Annotated in this window: 17 protein-coding genes; 6 read left to right on the top strand and 11 right to left on the bottom strand. The window is 47.3% G+C overall.

Translation table 11 applies throughout. From position 1 onward, the window contains the following. Window positions 1-176: 176 nt before the first annotated feature. Complete coding sequence (locus tag OGH69_RS11235) at window positions 177-377, top strand: hypothetical protein (RefSeq protein ID WP_265174566.1); 201 nt, start codon at window positions 177-179, stop codon at window positions 375-377. Further along, entirely contained in the window at window positions 358-843 is a 486-nt protein-coding gene (locus OGH69_RS11230) for a nucleotidyl transferase AbiEii/AbiGii toxin family protein (protein ID WP_265174565.1), read from the top strand. The genes OGH69_RS11235 and OGH69_RS11230 overlap by 20 nt, the downstream gene beginning before the upstream one ends. A 52-nt stretch (window positions 844-895) precedes the next feature. Here OGH69_RS11230 and OGH69_RS11225 read toward each other — a convergent pair whose 3' ends face one another. After that, window positions 896-1,459 (bottom strand): hypothetical protein, encoded by a 564-nt coding sequence (locus OGH69_RS11225; RefSeq protein WP_265174564.1) that lies wholly within the window; start codon window positions 1,457-1,459, stop codon window positions 896-898. Window positions 1,460-1,612: 153 nt separating this feature from the next. Here OGH69_RS11225 and OGH69_RS11220 point away from each other — a divergent pair, with 153 nt between their 5' ends. Together OGH69_RS11220 and OGH69_RS11215 are read left to right on the top strand one after the other, a co-directional pair. Next, window positions 1,613-4,408: a TonB-dependent receptor gene (locus OGH69_RS11220; RefSeq protein ID WP_265174563.1), complete on the top strand. Its 2,796-nt coding sequence runs from the start codon at window positions 1,613-1,615 to the stop codon at window positions 4,406-4,408. Between the two features lie 114 nt (window positions 4,409-4,522). Then, on the top strand, window positions 4,523-7,351 hold the full coding sequence (locus OGH69_RS11215) for an outer membrane beta-barrel protein (protein WP_265174562.1): 2,829 nt from the start codon (window positions 4,523-4,525) through the stop codon (window positions 7,349-7,351). Window positions 7,352-7,585: 234 nt separating this feature from the next. Here the strand turns inward: OGH69_RS11215 and OGH69_RS11210 are convergent, their stop codons facing one another. The 10 genes from OGH69_RS11210 to OGH69_RS11165 all read right to left on the bottom strand — a co-directional run bounded on the left by OGH69_RS11210 (window position 7,586) and on the right by OGH69_RS11165 (window position 15,894). Beyond that, entirely contained in the window at window positions 7,586-9,964 is a 2,379-nt protein-coding gene (locus OGH69_RS11210) for a DUF5686 and carboxypeptidase-like regulatory domain-containing protein (protein ID WP_265174561.1), read from the bottom strand. Between the two features lie 79 nt (window positions 9,965-10,043). After that, window positions 10,044-10,814: a TPM domain-containing protein gene (locus OGH69_RS11205; protein ID WP_265174560.1), complete on the bottom strand. Its 771-nt coding sequence runs from the start codon at window positions 10,812-10,814 to the stop codon at window positions 10,044-10,046. Window positions 10,815-10,833: 19 nt separating this feature from the next. After that, complete coding sequence (locus tag OGH69_RS11200) at window positions 10,834-11,604, bottom strand: TPM domain-containing protein (protein ID WP_265174559.1); 771 nt, start codon at window positions 11,602-11,604, stop codon at window positions 10,834-10,836. Window positions 11,605-11,652: 48 nt separating this feature from the next. Next, window positions 11,653-12,459, bottom strand: coding sequence for a TPM domain-containing protein (locus tag OGH69_RS11195; RefSeq protein ID WP_265174558.1), 807 nt, complete (start codon window positions 12,457-12,459; stop codon window positions 11,653-11,655). A gap of 67 nt (window positions 12,460-12,526) precedes the next feature. Next, window positions 12,527-12,712, bottom strand: coding sequence for a hypothetical protein (locus OGH69_RS11190; RefSeq protein WP_265174557.1), 186 nt, complete (start codon window positions 12,710-12,712; stop codon window positions 12,527-12,529). Between the two features lie 37 nt (window positions 12,713-12,749). Beyond that, entirely contained in the window at window positions 12,750-13,541 is a 792-nt protein-coding gene (locus OGH69_RS11185; RefSeq protein WP_265174556.1) for a TPM domain-containing protein, read from the bottom strand. Next, on the bottom strand, window positions 13,538-13,975 hold the full coding sequence (locus tag OGH69_RS11180; protein ID WP_265174555.1) for a TPM domain-containing protein: 438 nt from the start codon (window positions 13,973-13,975) through the stop codon (window positions 13,538-13,540). Before OGH69_RS11180 ends, OGH69_RS11185 begins: the two co-directional genes overlap by 4 nt. 2 nt (window positions 13,976-13,977) lie before the next feature. Beyond that, complete coding sequence (locus OGH69_RS11175; protein WP_265174554.1) at window positions 13,978-14,598, bottom strand: LemA family protein; 621 nt, start codon at window positions 14,596-14,598, stop codon at window positions 13,978-13,980. Next, the gene (locus tag OGH69_RS11170; protein WP_265174553.1) at window positions 14,588-14,917 is read right to left on the bottom strand and encodes a MerR family transcriptional regulator; all 330 of its coding nucleotides are present in this window, start codon (window positions 14,915-14,917) and stop codon (window positions 14,588-14,590) included. The genes OGH69_RS11175 and OGH69_RS11170 overlap by 11 nt, the downstream gene beginning before the upstream one ends. Then, entirely contained in the window at window positions 14,917-15,894 is a 978-nt protein-coding gene (locus OGH69_RS11165; RefSeq protein WP_265174552.1) for a M23 family metallopeptidase, read from the bottom strand. Before OGH69_RS11165 ends, OGH69_RS11170 begins: the two co-directional genes overlap by 1 nt. A 141-nt stretch (window positions 15,895-16,035) precedes the next feature. Between OGH69_RS11165 and OGH69_RS11160 the strand changes: the two genes are divergently transcribed. Continuing rightward, window positions 16,036-16,455 (top strand): GxxExxY protein, encoded by a 420-nt coding sequence (locus tag OGH69_RS11160; RefSeq protein WP_265174551.1) that lies wholly within the window; start codon window positions 16,036-16,038, stop codon window positions 16,453-16,455. Window positions 16,456-16,532: 77 nt separating this feature from the next. Continuing rightward, window positions 16,533-19,160 carry an alanine--tRNA ligase gene (gene alaS, locus OGH69_RS11155; protein ID WP_265174550.1) on the top strand — a complete coding sequence of 876 codons (2,628 nt, stop codon included), beginning with the start codon at window positions 16,533-16,535 and terminating at the stop codon, window positions 19,158-19,160. The last annotated feature ends 144 nt before the right edge of the window (window positions 19,161-19,304 follow it).

The raw sequence follows: 19,304 nt of genomic DNA, 5'->3' as shown, positions 1-19,304 counted from the left end.
ACCACATAGATACATAGGTTTCTAAGAGGTAAAGGGAGGGATAGTAACGCAAAGATGAAGCTAAGCTTCACTATGAGTACCTTATTAATTCACGATAACTTCATCCGTTTAAATGCTATGTGCCTATGTGATTGAAATTTATTTGTTTTCACTAAATTTGTGTCAAAGCAGGTATCATGGAAATGCGGTTTGAGACAAAAGAAGAAAGCAACAGGCGTAGGGAAGAAGAATTCCTGAAGCTGTCAGGGGGTGAACGTGTGATGCGTTTCTTAAAGCTTTCAATGCAGATGAGAATGTTCCCGACAACTGCCAAGCCTGATAAATCGTCTAACTTTGTTTTAGAAATGCCAAAGAAAAATGCTACAGGCCTGGAATGAAAGCATAAGTACATTTATTACCTTAGCAAATAAGCATAATGTAAGGATGCTCATGGTTGGCGGGGGTGCGGTAAACTTTCACGGATACCAACGCCATTCGGCTGATGTGGACTTTTGGATCGAAACTACCGAAGAAAATTTCAGAAAGCTTGTTACAGTTTTTAATGAGATGGGATTTGAAGTTGATGATTTTCCTGATACTGTAAAAAACCAACAGCAAAACATCTCTATCAAGTTCACTCCGCAGGAAGACATGGATTTGGAATTAATAACAAACTTTTCGGTAAACAAATCTTTCGAACAGGCATATACCGATAGCGTTGCTGTTGAAGTAAATGAAACGCGATTTTTAAGGTGGAGCGTCTTATCATTGGAAGACCTCATTACCAGCAAGGTTAAGGCAGGCAGGCCAAAAGACCTTTTGGATATCCAGCAACTACGAAAAATAAATAATGACAAAAAATAACAAAACCCGGAGCTCACACTCCGGGTTTTTCAGTAAACAAACTGTCCCTCCCCTATTTTACTATTATCGCTTCGGAAGTAATGAAGATATTCCTGTAGGCGCCGCTGCCTTCGCAACGGTTCTTGTTGGTGCTTTTCAGCTTTTCGTCCACGCAGTTATAGAATATCTGTGCCGCACTGCCCTTCTGCCCGTCGGCCAGCTCATACATCAGCCCCTCCTCTTTTGACAGGAAGCGTTTTGAGCCATCGGGCCAGCTGTTCTTTATGGGAACAAGGTTTTTCATGGTATATACCCCTTTAAACGTATTGTAAAAGATAAAATGGTGGTATATGGTATTCTTATTATCCGGTGTGGGATAGGAAAATGCCATCACATACCCTTCGCAGTCGGCGCTTTTGCAAAATATGTCATCCTGCTGGTTGATGCGGAACTGTACGCTGTAGTGCCCCACATCGCCCTCCTGCTTTACAAGGGCATAGCGCACCTGCACGGCCTTATCCGATTGTACAAACAGCCAGTTGGTATAGTCGGCCTCCTTTTGTGCAAAGGCCGGCAGCGCGAACAGCAGGAACATGGCAAGGCCAAATCCGTTTTTGCATTCTTTAGAAAAATTCATAATTGGTATTTAATTGGTTATCAATGTAAATTTCATCCAAATAACATTTGCAGGCAATACCCATAAGTAGGTATTTTTACGCGGCAGTGCCTTGTTGATACTAAAACGCAACGTAATGCAGTTTACTTAATAAACCAGCCTCACTATACGCCTATGCGCCTTTTATTATTCCTGTTGCTTTTTACGTTTGCCGGCTATAGCCAATCGGTCACGCTCCGTGGTGTTGTTACCGACAGCGCCGCTGTACCGCTCGAATCGGCCACGGTGTACCTCATGCGGGCCAAAGACTCGTCTGTCGTAGATTATACCATCACGTCGAAAAGCGGAAGCTGGGAACTTAAGGTCCCTCCGGTGGCTGCCCCCGCAAATCTTAAAATCTCCTTCATGGGAATAGCAAATCATTCGGTGGAGATGGCCTCAGTGGAAAAAGACCGCGATTTTGGCACGGTACAGCTCAAAGACCTGCCGACAGAGCTGAATGAGGTGGTGATAGAAAGCGAGATTCCACCCATACGCATCAAAAAAGACACGCTGGAGTTCAATGCGTCATCGTTTAAGGTCAGGCCCGATGCCAATGTGGAAGCACTGTTGAGACAATTGCCGGGCGTAGTAATAACCCCCGACAAAAAAATAACCGTCAACGGCAAGGAAGTGAACCAGATACTGGTGAACGGCAAGCCCTTTTTTGATGCCGACGGACAGATAGCGCTGCAAAACCTGCCTGCCGACATGATTGACAAAGTGCAGGTTACCGATACCAAGACCAAAAAAGAAGAACTCGCCAAACAGCAGGCCAGCGGTGATAATGCCAGCATTAACCTCACCATAAAAAAAGACAAGAACAAAGGGCTCTTCGGGCGGGTCACGGGGGGCTATGGCAGTGACGGGCGGTATGAAGTCAGCGGGCTGCTCAACTATTTTAAGGACAAGCGAAAGATAAGCGTACTGGGATCGTCCAACAACATCAACTCTTCCGGTTTTTCGATGGATGAAATATTCGGGAGCGTGGGGCGCGGGGCGGGCCCGCGGTCGTTGGTAAGCGGTGGCGGCAACGCCCCCGGCATAACGATAAGCAACACGGCCGGGGTAAACTACAATGACGAATGGTTTAAAGGCTTTGAGCCCGGCGTGAGCTACAATTATTCCGGAGCCACCACCGAAAACCGCCGCAAGTATGAGGGCACCGAATACCTGCCCGAAGGTGAGGATGCCGATAATCCCGGCACCTTCATCGACAAGAGCTATAACACAAAATCGGAATCGCGCAACGAGAGCGAATCGTATTCCCATAGCATAAACGGCGAACTGCAGTATAAAATCGACAGTACTGCCACCCTCAATTACATGCCCAGGCTGCGTTTGTCCAATTCCAACAGCACGTCCGCTTCCAGCAGTTTTTCCAACAGGATGGCAGACGGGAAGCTGCTGAATGAGAGCACCTCCAATTCGTACTCGGAAAGCGAGACGCGCAATTTTGGCAATTCGCTCACCTTTTTCAAAAGCTTCACGAAAAAAGGCCGTGGGCTGAGCGTACACCTGAATGCCAATAGCAACGACAGCGACCGCGAGAACCTGAACCGGTCCAATACCATAAAGTATAAATATCCGGGCGGCATTACCGGGACGACAACTGACAACCGGAACCAAATACTGGACAATACGGACAACACCTCAACGTATAGTGCAAACGTTGAGTTCATAGAGCCGCTTACCGACTCCCTGAGCATCAGCCTCACTGCCCGTTACAGCAATAACAGCGACACCAGCAGCCGAAACAGCTACGATTATGACCCTGTAACAAATACCTATTCGGTTTTCAACGATTCACTATCGAACTACCTTGCATCGGTGACCAATACCCTTGCACCTGTGGCAGGATTTTCCCTGGATAAAAGCAAGCTCCGCATGAGTGGCGAATTCGGGGCGCAGTTTTCGTCGTTCCGCAACAATGCCGAATACATTGGCCAGCTGTATAACCTCGACAGGGACTACCTGATGCCACAGGGATATTTACGTGCCACCTACAGGTTTACCAAGACGAAATCGGTATTTGCCAACTATCGTTATTCGGTGACTTTCCCCCAGCCGGGCCAGCTGCTCCCCGTTGAGGACCTGAGCAATCCGCTGAACACCATTGTAGGGAACCCCAACCTGGACCTTACGCAATCGCACACCATCAGGGCCGGTTACCGCAACTTCAATAACGGCAGCCGCTCAGGCATAAACGCAAGTGCCTACCTGGTCATGTATGACGACCAGGTAACACAGTATGCCACCATTGACGAAAGCGCTAAGCGGACCACCAGCTACCGCAACATTTCGGGCAACATGAATGCTTCGGTTTCGCTAAACTGGAACAAAACCTTTAAGCAGGATGCGCACGAATGGCTGGTTAATACGGGCCTGAGCACCAATTTCAGCACCAACAAGGGCTACCTGAACACCGAACTGTACAATTCCAGATCCATCGGCATCAGCCCGAACGTCAACGTTACCTATCGCTATGGCGAATTGCTCACCCTCAGCCCGTCGTATAACTTTAATTATAATGAATATAATTACGATAATTACAGCGTTAGCAGCGCCTCGGGCTTTATGCATACCATAGGGATGGAGGCCACCAGCTACTGGCCGAAGCATACGGTAGCAGGGCTGGATTTTGGCTATACCTATAATTCCAATATACCTGACGGCTTCCGGAAGGATTTTTACCTTCTCAATACCAGTGTGGGCTATAACTTCCTGAAGGACGACCTTATGTTCAAGGTAAAAGTTTATGATTTGCTGAACCAGAACACCGGCGTGAAAAGGACAATTGAGCCAACGTCTGTAAGCAATGAGGAAAATACCGTACTGAAACGTTATGTGATGTTTTCGCTCACGTGGAAGTTCAACAAGTTCGGCAGCACACCGGCGCCGCAAAGGCAGCGTGGCCCACGCATGAGATAGCTCTAACAAGCGTTAAAAACGAATTCTTTTGGCCAATATTGGCAATAAAATGCTTTCTTAGCAGTTTTATAAGGATAACCTTACTATTTAAACCAACCTATTACCTAAAATTGCATGCACAAATTACTAACGTTCCTATTCTTTTTTGCCTGTACCACATTAAGCTTCAGCCAGACCATTACCTTAAAAGGAAAAATCACCGACAGCCAGGACATCCCACTCGAATCGGCCACGGTATACCTCACTTCGGTAAAGGATTCGACCATGGTGGATTACACCATTTCCAACAAAAACGGAAACTGGGAGATAAAGACCCGCAAGATCACGCAGCCTGTTTACCTTAAAGTATCCTTCATCGGTATGGCCGACCATAGGCAGCTGATCGAATCGGCTGCCGAAGACCGCGATTTCGGCACGGTAAAGCTGGAGGACAAACCCTCGGAACTGAACGAGGTAGTCATTGAGTCGGAAATACCGCCCATCCGGATCAAATCGGATACGCTCGAATTTAATGCCGCATCGTTCAAGGTGCGGCCTGACGCCAACGTGGAAGCGCTCCTGAAACAGCTGCCCGGCGTAGACATTGACGAAGAAGGCAAGATAACCGTAAACGGGAAGGAAGTAAACCAGATACTGGTAAACGGAAAGCCGTTTTTTGACAAGGACGGCAAGATAGCCCTGCAAAACCTGCCTGCCGATATCATCAATAAAGTACAGGTAACCGACAGCAAAACCAAGCAGGAAGAGCTTTCCGGACAAAAGGCAACGAGCGACAGCGCGAGCATTAACCTTACCATAGACGAAGATAAGAACAAAGGCTACTTTGGCAAGCTCATGGGGGGCTACGGCAGCGATGACCGCTATGAAAGCAGTCTGTTGGCCAACTACTTTAAAGGGCCTACCAAGATAAGCCTGCTGGCATCGTCCAACAACATCAATTCCAGCGGGTTTAGCATGGATGAGATATTCGATACGATGGGCGGCGGGCGCAACCGCTCCTTCTGGAGCAGTGACGATGGAAGTTTCAGCATCAACGGAATGCAGTTTGGCGGAGGCAGGGGAATTACGCAGTCCAACATCCTGGGCCTTAACTATGCGGACGAATGGGTAAAAGGCTTTGACGGGAGCGCCAACTATTTTTACAGCAGCGCCGATACCGACAACCGCAACCGCACCAGCGAAACCAATTTTCTTCCTGTAGATGCCGAATCCGGTGACCTGACCGATCCCAGCTACCGAACCGATTCGCGCTCTGTAACGAATACAAGCCGCTATTCCCATAACTTCAACACCGAGTTTGACGTTAAGATCGATTCAACGGCATCAATCTATTTTGCACCAAAATTTGTCACTGCAAATTCAAAATACAGCAATGCTTCGAGCCAGGAATCCTACCGTGTAGTGGATGCCCGCCCGATGAACGAGAGTGTGAACAACAACTTTACCAACAACGACAACAAAGGCTTTGAGAGTTACTTTGTATTTAACAAAGCTTTTAAAAAGAAAGGAAGGTCGATGAACGTTGTGCTGCAGAATGACAATAAGGCTGATGACGGCACTGAGCAAAACAGCTATGATATTGATACCTATACGTATGAAAATGGTGTAGAAGCCGTACGCAACAGGAACAGGAACCAGTTACGCTACAACCGCCAGGCGAATGACAATTACACGGCAGGACTTGAATACCTTGAGCCCGTAACTGACTCTATGAACGTAAAAATTGGGATGGCCTATGAGCATAAAAGAATGCTGCAGGACCGCGATGGTTTCGACTTTGACCCAACAACCAACAGTTACAGCATTTACAATGACTCGCTGACCAATTACATGACTTCCAAAACCAACATACTTCGCCCCACTGCAGGCTTCAGCATAAGCAAGGGCAAGCTGTGGTTCAATTTCGAAGCGGGTCCCCAAATTTCGAAGTTCGACAACTACTCGCTGTACAGGGGCGAGAATACAACACTGGCAAAAGATTATGTGCTGCCTTCGGCAAATTTGGGCTTCCATTACCAAATTACAAAGTCAAAATCGATGTGGGTCGGATACAATTATGATGTAACCTTTGCCCAGCCCAACCAGATATTGCCGGTAGATGATGTAAGCAACCCTTTGTCCATAACCCGCGGTAACCCGGACCTGGATCCGCAGCGTTACCACAACGTAAACATGAGCTTCCGTGATTTTGACTATGCCACCCGCTCCGGATACAACTTTTGGGCAGGCGGGCAGTTCAATCATGACGAAATAAAAGGCTTTACCGAGGTGAATACAAGCGGCGAACGCACAACGCAATACACCAATGTTTCGGGCACATTTTACACTTGGTTTGGGGGTAACTACAGCAAATCGATCAAAACAGAAGCCGGCAGCACCTACCGCTTTAGCTTTGGCCTAAGCGGCAACTACAATGTTGACAAGGGCTTCCTGAATGGTGAAATGTTTGACTCCCAGACATTACGTTTAACACCACGAGTGAATTTTACCTATGAATTTGGCGAGTTGCTTACTATCAACCCGTCGTATAATTTTACATATAACCAAACGAATTATTCCGCTAACTATCCTGAAAGCCAGGCAAGCAATGCGGTACACCGGCTTAACCTGCAGACAACCAGCTACTGGCCCAAGCACGTAGTTTTCGGTAACGACTTTGGCTATACCTATACCACACAGATTGCTGATGGGTTTAAGCGCGATTTCTTCCTGTGGAACAGCAGCCTTGGCTACAACTTTTTACAGGACCACCTGCTTTTCAAAGTTAAAGTATACGATTTGCTGAACCAAAACGTAGGGACTTCGAGAAGGATCAACGCTACGAGCATACGCGATGAGGAAAACACGGTACTGAAACGCTATGTGATGTTCTCGCTAACCTTTAAGCTGGACAAGTTTGCCAAGAAAAAAGACGAAGGCGGAAGCCCGTTCTGGTGGTTTTAAAAATAAGTAAGTTGTCCGAAAGGGCAGCTTTTTTTATTTGATTGACTTCATCAAAACATGATTCCTCCTGCTTTCTACAGACCTCACCCCCAACCTCTCTCCAAAGGAGAGGGAGCCCGAACCCAATACAATTATGAATCACAACCTCAAAAATAGGATTAGACAGTAGTTTTCATTCGAGTGTAACTACTCCCTCTCCTTTCGTGAGGGGAGTTTGAGGTTAAAACGTCAGGATTACTTTATCGAGAAGCTTGCCGTTATCTTAAATACAAGGTTGTCATTAAAATCATCGTAGGCATAGCCGCCATACCTGCAAAAAACACCAGCGCCAAAGCCAAGGTAGCCAATATTAAGGTAGTTCATCTTTACAATTTGATCTACCTGAAGGCCGGTTTCCATAAATAGTTTGTCCTTTACCTTAAAGTCGGTAAGGTGGCTGTACGGGTTGCGAAGGTCGCCATAGCCAAAGTTATTGTGTACGGAAAGTTGCGGCTGGAACCATGCCGTTTTGAACAGCAGGCTCTCAAAATTGTGAGAAGTGAAAAGGTTCACATACCTGTCGGATAAAAACTCATAAGGGAGCAACGTCTGGAAAGTGTTTTTCACTATGATTTTGGTATCGTCATCATAGCTCCCTTCTCCGGTAAAGAGCTGGCCGTAGGGCACCGGCTTATCGATGTAACCGGCCTCGACCCTGTATGTTGTTTTCCCAAAGCTTTTGGTATAGAAAGAATCCTCAATGACCGCTTCGATCTTGTTGTAATTGAAATCGCCCTCAAACATATCTTTTATCCCACGCGTATAATAAAGGTACAATACCGGCCAGGTTGTACCCGTGCTGATATTCTGGCGGAAAGAATTAACGATCTTTTCCTTGTACGCAAACCGGAGGCTTACGCCCACGGTACTGTTATCATACCTTGTAAAGGTGGTTCCGTCATTAATAAACGCATACGGATATAACGGATTGACTCTTTGGTGGCTCAGGTTCAAATTCCATTTGAAGTAGCGCATCGCCCTGAATCCGACATTAAAGGTTTCCTCCTGTATCCTGTCCATGCGGTAGGCAATAATATCACGGAAATTATAATAGCTGAAGCTGGCATGCTTAAAGCCATGCTCACCCACCTCGACCAGATTATCCTGGTACTTGGCCCCTATCTTAAATTCATGCCTTTTGGAAAGCTCATAATTGATCTCCCCGCCATACTTCCACTTTTCATCCTTTAGGCCATAGCCAAAGAACCCGCCAAGCTCAAGCCTGTCGAACAGCTTTTCGTTGGTATACAGCCCAAGGCCAAGCCGGAAGCCTTCATATTTGTTATAGACAAGCGTTTTGCCGAGGTCAATGTCAACAAATTTTACAGGGATCCTGCCGCGCACCAGTTTTTCCACAACGGTAAGCATCCCGTCAAAATTATGCTTTTCACCCAGGCTGTCAATAACCCTGTAGGTCGTTGCCTCCTCTGTATTCAGGGCTTCGCGTCGCGCCGTTTGCCAATAAATGCTGTCCTTTTTTGCAGCGTCGTCATCAATCCATACCGATTCGAGCCTGAAGTCCTTTTTGCGTAACGGCACATTGAGCTGCACATTGTCAATATAACTCCTCCCCTGCACGATCATGCCGGTTTTTTTGGTAGGATAATCATTCATGATGAGTGCGTATTCCAACTGTTGCGGAAACCATTGCCCATCCACAAGAGAGTACTGCTGCTGGATCTTGATGTCGATCTTACCCTTTTCAAACGGCGTGGCCGAAACATTTTGCAGCGCATACTTATTGGTATTGATGTACAGGAGTCCCGTAAGCCCGTCAAAATTTTTGCGTGGCAGCGGCTTATAGGAGATGACATACACGGTGTCCCGCCCCTGGTAAAGGGTATCCTGCAGCGTAAACTTATACTTGTTGAGGCTGCCTTTACTCACGGGGTTCAGGTAGTTGACGTTGATGAATGGTATATTGTCTTTATAAAATGAAAACGGCTGGAGGTCGGTGGCAAGTGAGGCAAACGAAGGATTCTTAAATCCGGAAACCCTGGTAGCAAGCACTACTTCCTCACTATTGTCGGGCGAAATGAACTTCCTCTCTGTAACCGACTCCATCATGAAGATGTGTCCGTTTTGCAGCCGCTGCTTCAGCTTAATGCTGTCGTTCTTATCCTTTGCCTTAAAATCGTAAATGACCTTGTTATAGGATTTGTATTTGAAGGATTCTATATTTTCGGGATTATTAATCTCTTTGTTGGCAATCACTTTTCTCATAATGGCGTTGGCCGGGTTTTCTCCCTGGTTGACGACAACCTCTTCAAGCACATTTTCGGCAAATGTAAGCTCTATGACTATGTCCTGCCTGTTGCCTGAAATCTGAAGCACCTCCTCGCTATAGCCAACATAACTGCATTTGATCGTATGGATGGCTTCGGCTCCGGAATAGGCAAATTTTCCATCGATATTGGTTGTTGTGCCAAAGCGTGGGTTATTATTAAAGATAACAGAGGCAAATGCCAGTGGCTCACCCGTGTCTTTATCCTTTACCCGGCCACTGATACGGTGTTGTGAATAAGCAAAATTAATAACTGCAAAAAACAGGAACAATGAAAATTTAAAGTGCATGATTGATGATTTTGCGGCAAAAGTAGGATTGAATAAAACTGAAAAATTGTACATATGGGACAAATGAGCCATGAATAAGCTACCATTTACCCCCCGCTCCGCCGCCGCTAAATCCGCCGCCTCCAAAGCCGCCGCGGAAACCGATTCTGGGGCTTTCCGATTTACCGGAGCTTGATAGCGCAGAGGCTGCAAGAGCTATGCCTGCCGGGGCTTTAAAATGGTACAGGAAACAAACTATGAACACAAAAAGTTCCAGCAGTACTATGGCCCAAAACTTGTTCATAAAGCCTTTATCAACCTCATCGGCAACATACTTGCCGGACAGTATGCTGAAAATGGCATCGGTTCCCTTGTCCAGCCCTGCATAATAATTTCCTTCCTTAAATTCAGGCAGGATGCGCCCGCGTATCATTTCGCCCAGCTTGCCTGCGGTTAGCCGGTCGTCTACCCCATAGCCGGGTGCTATCCATATTTCCCTGTCGCTTTCAGAAAGCAGTATGAGTATGCCATTGTCTTTTTCAGCCTGGCCTATGCCCCACTTTTGGGCCCAGCGCGGAGTGAGTTCGCCTATGCTTTCGCCCTGCAGGGAGGGTATGGTAATAATTACAATTTGCGTAGAAGTGGTATCGGCATAGTTCAGCAGCTTTGTTTCGAGTGCTTTTGCATCACTTGCCTTCAACGTTTTTGCATAGTCATAAACGCTCGTCTGTATTTCGGGCTTATCCGGTATGATGAATGTCTGTCCGAAAGACAGCGTATCCTGCACCCCAAACGCAGTATTTGCCCCCAGCAGCATAGGAAAAAGGGCAAATAATATGATTATCAGGTTTGTGCCGTATGATTTTTTCATTTTGAGCCTTTAAGTAAAGTTACCAGCTGCCACCTGCACCGCCGCCGCCAAAGCCTCCGCCGCCAAAGCCTCCGCGAAAGCCTCTTGAAGATTTACCCCCTGATGAAGGACTACTGTACGTTACACTTTCTGAACCTGAAGACGACGACGACGACGACGAATCACTCCATCCATCCTTGCTTTTGAAACGGAATATTAAAAGTGCCAGCGGAAATCCTATTATTATAAACCAGATGAGAAACTTGCATATATAATCGAGAATTGTGTATTCGTCAGTCCTTGTTTCTTTATATTTTCCTTTAAGCATTAAAAACAGGGCATCCGCGCCTTTATCGAGTCCTGTATAATAATTCCCCGTTTTAAATTCCGGGATGATGACATTGCGTATCATTTCGCCCAAAACGCCCGCGGTTAGCCGGTCGTCAACGCCATAACCCGGAGCGATCCATATTTTCCTTTCTTCTTTTGCCAAAAGGATAAGCACACCATTGTCCTTATCGGCCTGGCCAATGCCCCACTCGTGCGCCCATTTGGGAGTAAGCTCACCAATGCTTTCGCCTTTTAGCGATTCGATAGTGATGAGTACAATTTGGGTAGAAGTAGAGTCGGCATAGCGCACCAGCTTATTTTCCAGCACCTGTCTGTCGTTACCGTTCAGGATGTTGGCATAGTCATACATCGCCGTCTGTAATTCCGGCTTTTCGGGTATGTCAAACTGTGCCAATGCTATCGCAGGCAACATTAGAAACAGGTGAGCGAAGATAAATCTGATGACTAATGCTTTTTTCATTTTTACAAATATTTACGAAGAACTTTGGATACGGCATCCTACCTCAACCTACCAGCTGCCACCGGCACCGCCGCCACTAAAGCCTCCGCCGCCAAAACCACCCCGGAAGCCGCTTCGGGAACTCCCTGAAGAACTGCTCCGTGAAGACGATGAGCTGCGGCTTGGCGTATAAGAACTACCCGATGAACTGTAGCTGCTCCTGCCGGAACTGCTATAGGTCGTGCCTCCGCCTTTCGCAATTATTTTCAATATTTGCCATAAAAGCCATAGCCCGGCAAAAACTACAAGAATAACGATAAGCCATGCTATACCATTTATCCAAATATCATTCATTTCAAACTTCCTCTCCTCCTTATACTTGCCCTTCAGGAGTAAAAATATGGCATCCGCGCCTTTATCGAGTCCTGTATAATAATTCCCCGTTTTAAATTCCGGGATGATGACATTACGGATCATTTCACCCAAAACACCCGCGGTAAGCCGGTCATCCACCCCATAACCCGGGGCAATCCATATTTTTCGTTCTTCTTTTGCCAAAAGGATGAGTACGCCGTTATCCTTATCAGCCTGCCCTATGCCCCATTCGTGCGCCCATTTCGGGGTCAGTTCGCCAATGCTTTCGCCTTTCAAAGATTCGATTGTAATCAGAACAATTTGCGTAGACGTCGAGTCGGCGTAGCGCAGCAGTTTATTTTCCAGCACCTGTTTGTCGTTACCGTTAAGGATGTTGGCATAGTCGTACATCGCCGACTGTAATTCCGGCTTTTTGGGTATGTTGAACTGTCCCAATGCCATATGTGGCATCCACATGGCCAACATAAAAAGAAGGACGCTTGTTTGGTGAAGCTTTATCATCTAAATGGTTACGTCTTAAACATAATCAACACTTACAATCTCACTGGCCGGGGAAGGCTATTGGCCATTATTCGCTCTTTTTTTTAATGGCTTCGTATAGCAGCCATGCTACAAAAATGGCTACTGCGAGAAGTATAAAAAAAATTGTAGGGGTAGCATGGGTCACCTGTGCTGCCCATGCCATGGCATTGGCAGGCAACAGTAAAGAAATCAGTCCTGAAGCCAGAGAAAATGCTTTATATGATCTACTCATGGAAATGAGATGTGAATTAGGATTTTCGATTGTAAAACTACCAGCTGCCACCGGCACCGCCGCCACTAAAGCCGCCGCCACCGAATCCTCCGCCAAATCCACCGCCTCCGGAACTTCCGCCCCAGCCGCCACTGCTTCGTCCGCCGCGCCCAAGGCTGCTAAGTATGAGGATGTCGCCAAGCGTGCTTCCTGTAAAGCCACGGCCTCCGCGACCCCCTCCTCCGCCACGCCTGGAAAACACCGCTGCAAGGATGATGATTACGATGATGATGAAGATGAAGCCGCCCGGGCCGTCATCAGAGCTTTTTTTATTGGGGGGTCGCTTTGCTTCAGCCTTGTACTTACCGGTTAGCATTTTGAAAATGGCATCGGTCCCTTTGTCAAGCCCGTTGTAATAGCTTCCTGCCTTAAATTCCGGAATAATCACATCACGCGTCATTTCGCCAAGCTCTCCCGCTGTAAGCCGGTCGTCAACGCCATAGCCGGGGGATATCCATATCTTACGCTCTTCTTCTGCCAGCAGGATAAGTACGCCATTGTCCTTATCGGCCTGGCCAATGCCCCATTCGTGCGCCCATTTTGGGGTGAGCTCGCCAATACTCTCACCTTTCAGCGATTTAATGGTTATTACCACGATTTGCGTGGACGTAGTGTCAGAATACTGTACCAGCTTTTGTTCCAGCGCGCTTTTCTCATCCGCTGCCAGAACTTTGGCATAGTCATACACACTGGTTTGCAGTGAAGGTTTTTGGGGAATGTCGAACTGTGCAAATACCACCGCAGGAAGCAATACCGCCAATAACGTAATTATGTAGGCTGCCTTTCTCATCCTTTCGAAATGGTATCGGGAAGCTCATTCTTGTCGCTGTCGGCAAACGGAAAATAGGTCTTGAGCCTGTCACCCGCACGAAGGATGCCTTCCACAAGCCCCTGGCTGAAACGGCCTTCCTTAAAATGCCCTATCACAAGGTCTTTGGTACAGTCCCAAAAATCACCCTCCACCACCTTGTCGATACCTTCATCGCCCACAATGGCAAAAGAGTGGTCCTTCACACCCACATAAAACAATACGCCATTGCGCGCTTCGGTAGCCTGCATGCCCAATTGCTGAAAAACCTCCTGTGCCCTTTCGAGCGGAGGTTGTTCAGATGTATTTTCGACATGCACGCGTATTTCCCCGGACGTGTTTTTCTCTGCCTGGCCTATGGCAGCTATAATAGCTTCCTCCTCAGCCGGCGTAAGGAAATCTTTTGCCTTAGCCATCGCTATTTGATGTTAAATTGTACATCGACAGGCTTATAGGCGCTGGCTACCGCTTCAAAGTAAGGTTTCTCCTTGTAGTTGCCCAGGAACATCGAGTTAGGAAAACGCAGCACATAATTATTGTAAACCTCTACTTTTTCGTTGTAACGGGTCCTCGCTGTACGTATCTCATTTTCTGTAGAAGCCAGCTCGTCCTGCAATTTCAGGAAGTTTTGGTTGGTTTGCAGCGTAGGGTATGCCTCAACAGTAACCAATAGCCTGGATAATGCGGAAGACACTCCTGCCTGGGCCTGGTTGAATTCGGCCAGTTTTTCAGGCGTGATGTTGCTCGGGTCAACTTTTACCTGTGTCGCCGCTGCCCTTGCCTGGGTAACCTCCACCAAAGTGCTTTTCTCAAAATTAGCCGCGCCCTCAACGGTCTTAACGAGGTTGCCTATAAGGTCATTACGCCTTTGGTACGATGTGTTCACGTCGCCCCACGATTTCGAAACGCCCTGGCTGAACTCCAGCGCGCTGTTTTTAATATTTACCGACCAAAAGAAAATGATTACGGCAAGTATGCCGATAATGATTGCAGGTATTACCCATCCGGGCCTGCCGCTTTTTACTGTGCTAGAGCTCATTTTTTAGATTTATAAGGTTAGTTTTAATTGTTTCAAGCTTTCGGATAATTTCAAATTTATCCATGGTTTTTTTCTGCCCTTCCTTCAGGTGCACCCGCGCGCCATCGAGCGTAAAGCCGCGCTCCTTGACCAGGTGGTAAATCAGTTGGAGGTTCTTCACATCCTCAGGTGTGAACATGCGGTTGCCCTTGGCGTTCTTTTTGGGCTTCAGGATGTCAAACTCCTTATCCCAAAAGCGTATGAGCGAGGCATTCACATCGAAAGCCTTTGCGAGTTCGCCTATGCTGTAATATCTTTTTTCGGGAAGGTCTAAATGCATTAGTCTAACGATTGGTTTTCCTGGTTAGCTAATTTAGAAATTAAAATGTATTCTTTGGCAGAAATATTTCCGTAATAGAAATTTATCGGGTTGATCACCTCGCCGTTCTTATGCACTTCATAATGCAGGTGGGGCGCCTCGCTGCGGCCCGTGCTGCCCACGTAGCCAATGATGTCGCCGCGCTTCACCTTCTGTCCCGCTTTCGCCTTGAACTTGCTCATGTGGCCGTATAGCGTTTCGTAACCAAATCCGTGGCGTATCACGATGCGGTTGCCGTAGCCCGACATCTTGTTATCGGCCACGACCACTACGCCGTCACCCGTGGCAAAAATGGGCGTACCGGTGCGTGCAGAGAAGTCCATCCCGGCGTGGAATTTGCGTATCTTGGTAAAAGGGTCACTGCGGTATCCAAAACCGGAAGCCATCATCCGCAGGTCTTCGTTCTTGACCGGCTGTATGGCAGGTATCGAGGCTAATAGTTTTTCCTTGTCTTTTGCCAGCTTCGCAATTTCATCAAGCGATTTGGACTGCACTACCAATTCCTTCGAGATGACATCCAGCCTTTTGGTCGTGTTGATAACGAGTTCGGAGTTATTATATCCCTCCATGTCCTTATAGCGGTTTACACCACCAAAGCCCGCCTTGCGCTGCTCTTCCGGGATTGGTGTCGTATTGAAGTAGGTACGGTAAATATTATTATCGCGGTCCTCCACGTTTGCAAGCACTTCCTCCACTTCTTCCATTTTACGGTTGAGAATCTCGTAACGTATCTTCATGTTCTCTATCTCGCGGGCCTGCAGCCTGTCCTTCGGCGTTTCGAAGTACGGCGTATTAAGGAGCGCGACAAAACACAGGAACCCGAAGAGGGCCGCCGCCGTGAGGAAAAGCAGCACCACGCCTATCTTTTTGCTAAGCTTGGTCTTTATCTTCCGGTAGGCCAGGTTTTCGGTATCAAAGTAATATTTTACCTTCGCCATGTCTTAAATTATTCTATTTTTGCACCTTACGAAAAATGCCTGTAAAGTAGCGTGAAAACGAACAAATATAGTAAATGTTGCGACTTCGCGGAATCCTTTTTAATTTATGGGCGATAAATTTTTAACCACATAGGCACATAGATGAGCTTGGTCACGAAAAAATATCTTGATGAATTAACCTATGAGATTATCGGGGCTGCGATTGAAGTGCATAAAATTATGGGGAGGGGATTGTTGGAAAGCGTGTATCATCAATGCCTTAAAGAAGAGTTGCAGCATAGAAAAATAAATTTTTACACAGAGATGCAACTACCTGTTTATTACAAAGGAAAACTACTGGAATTAGACTTCCGATGTGACCTTTTTGTGGAAAACGTCATCGTTCTTGAATTGAAAACTGTGCAGGAATTTACGCCCGCTTTCGAAGCGCAGCTTCTCACCTATATGAAGCTATTGAAAGCTCCGAAAGGAATATTGATCAACTTTAATTGCTCTAACATTTTTAGAGAAGGTCAAAAAACATATGTAAGTGAATATTTTAGTTCTTTGCCGCCGAGTTAGCTATGTACCTATGTGGTTAAAAACTAGCAACAGTGGCTTATAAATATAAATGGTAAAATAAATTAGTATCCCGAAATATGAAATCCCGCGACATAAGGAAGCAATTCCTCGATTTTTTTGAAAGCAAAGGCCACCTCATCGTGCCATCGGCGCCTATCGTAACCAAAGATGACCCTACCCTGATGTTCAACAACTCGGGGATGGCGCAGTTCAAGGAATACTTTTTGGGCAACGGCACGCCAAAGAGCAGGCGCATTGCCGATACCCAGAAATGCCTTCGCGTGAGCGGCAAGCACAACGACCTTGAGGATGTAGGCTTTGACACCTACCACCACACCATGTTCGAGATGCTGGGCAACTGGAGCTTTGGCGATTACTTCAAAAAAGATGCGATCCACTGGGCATGGGAACTGCTTACGGAAGTGTACAAAATACCGAAAGACATCTTGTACGTAACTGTATTCGAGGGCAGCCCTGAAGAAAATGTGCCCTTCGACCAGGAGGCCTACGACATATGGAAATCGCTTATCGCGGAAGACCGCATCCTGCTTGGCAACAAGAAAGACAATTTCTGGGAAATGGGCGACCAGGGTCCGTGCGGGCCGTGCTCGGAGATACATGTGGATATCCGTTCGGCTTCAGAGAAGGCCGAAGTTGACGGTAAAGACCTTGTGAATGCCGACCACCCACAGGTAGTAGAGATATGGAACAACGTATTTATGGAGTTCAACCGCAAGGCCGATGGGTCTTTGGAAAAACTCCCGGCACAGCATGTAGATACCGGTATGGGCTTTGAGCGCCTGTGCATGGTGCTGCAAAACGTGCAGAGCAACTACGACACCGACGTTTTCACTCCGCTGATTGAAAAAATAGAAGCCCTAACTGGTGCAAAATACAACTCGAAGGCCGCCAACGATGCCGAAGAGAAAACCAACATCGCCATACGCGTTATCGCCGACCACGTACGTGCCGTGGCTTTTGCCATTGCCGACGGCCAGCTGCCCTCTAACGGTGGTGCCGGTTACGTAATCCGCAGGATATTGAGGAGGGCGATACGCTACGGCTTTACCTTCCTTGACAAGAAAGAGCCGTTCATCAATGAACTAGTGGCAGTGCTATCCAGCCAGATGGGCGAATTCTTCCCAGAGATAAAGAACCAGCAGGGTTTGGTAACGAATGTCATCCGTGAGGAAGAGGCCTCTTTCCTTCAAAAACTGGTGCTTGGGATGGAACTACTGGAAGATGTTGTCGGCGAAACAAAGGGTAAGGAAGTTGAGGGAGCAAAAGTTTTCAAACTGTATGACACTTTTGGGTTTCCGGAAGACCTTACTGCGCTTATATTAAAGGAAAAAGGATATACCTATGACAAAGCGTCTTTCGATGCTGAACTAAAAAAACAAAAAGACCGCTCGCGTGAAGCCAATGAAGTAGCTAAGGGCGACTGGGTTATTTTGACAGAGGGCAATACTGAAAGTTTCGTTGGTTATGACCAAACTGAAAACGAGGTAAAGATAACCCGTTACCGAAAGGTAGATTCTGCAAAAGATGGCATACAATACCAAATCGTTCTTAATGCAACACCATTCTATCCTGAAGGCGGCGGGCAGGTAGGCGACCGCGGCGTATTGGAATCTGCCAATGACCGCATAGAAGTACTTGACACTAAAAAGGAAAACAACCTCATCATACACACTACCCAGGAACTGCCTGAAAATGTAGAAGGCGTGTTTACCGCGAAAGTAAATGAAAAGCTGCGTGACGATTCGGCGAGCAACCACTCGGCTACCCACCTGCTCCACCAGGCGTTGAGGACCATCCTCGGCACGCACGTGGAACAGAAAGGTTCATTGGTTAGCCCTAACTACCTGCGCTTCGACTTCTCGCACTTTGCCAAAGTGACCGATGAGGAGCTGCAACAGGTGGAGGACTTCGTGAACGCCCGCATACAGGAGCACCTGCCGCTTATCGAGCGCAGGAGCATACCGTTCAAGCAGGCGGTGGAGGAAGGCGCGATGGCGTTGTTCGGCGAGAAGTATGGCGACAATGTGCGTGCGATCAAATTTGGCGAGAGCATGGAACTTTGCGGGGGCATCCACGTGAAGAACACTGCCGATATATGGTACTTCAAGATTGTGAGCGAAGGGGCGGTTGCGGCAGGCATACGCCGTATCGAAGCCATTACCAACGAGGCTGTGAAGGAGTACTTTGCCAGGCAGGAAAAAGCGCTTGAAGAAATCAACAATGCACTGAAAAACCCGCAGGATACCCTGAAAGCTGTGGTATCGTTGCAGGATGAAAATACAAAACTGAAAAAACAGCTGGAGGCACTGCTTCGCGACAAGGCTAAAAACCTGAAAGGTGACCTGGTGAAAGAATTGCAGGACATCAACGGTGTGCAGTTCCTTGCCAAACAAGTCGACCTTGACGCTAACGGCGCCAAAGACCTTGCTTATGAGCTGGGCAACCTGGGTACGAACCTGTTCCTTGTGCTGGCAACCGTAACCGATGGCAAGCCAATGCTGACGTGCTACATATCCAAAGAGCTTGTGGCCGAAAAAGGCCTCAACGCCGGCCAGGTGGTACGCGAATTGGGTAAATACATCCAGGGCGGCGGCGGCGGGCAGCCCTTCTTTGCAACGGCAGGCGGCAAAAACCCCGGCGGCATCAATGAAGCGCTGGGCGCGGCTGTTGAGTTTGTGAAGTAAGTTTATGTTTCTCGCGAAGATTACTTCACGCAAATCTTTTTTGAATTTCACGCAAAAGCGCTAAGACGTAAAGGTTGTACGCATAGAATTGCATGCAATTCAACTTTGCGGCTTATCAGCGCAACATTTCCGGTATGAGTCTTG

This window comes from Flavobacterium sp. MFBS3-15 (genome assembly GCF_026107645.2).
Taxonomy (GTDB): domain Bacteria; phylum Bacteroidota; class Bacteroidia; order Flavobacteriales; family Flavobacteriaceae; genus Flavobacterium.
The sequence above is the reverse complement of the archived record's forward strand: the minus strand, read 5'-3'. Positions and strand labels throughout refer to the sequence as shown.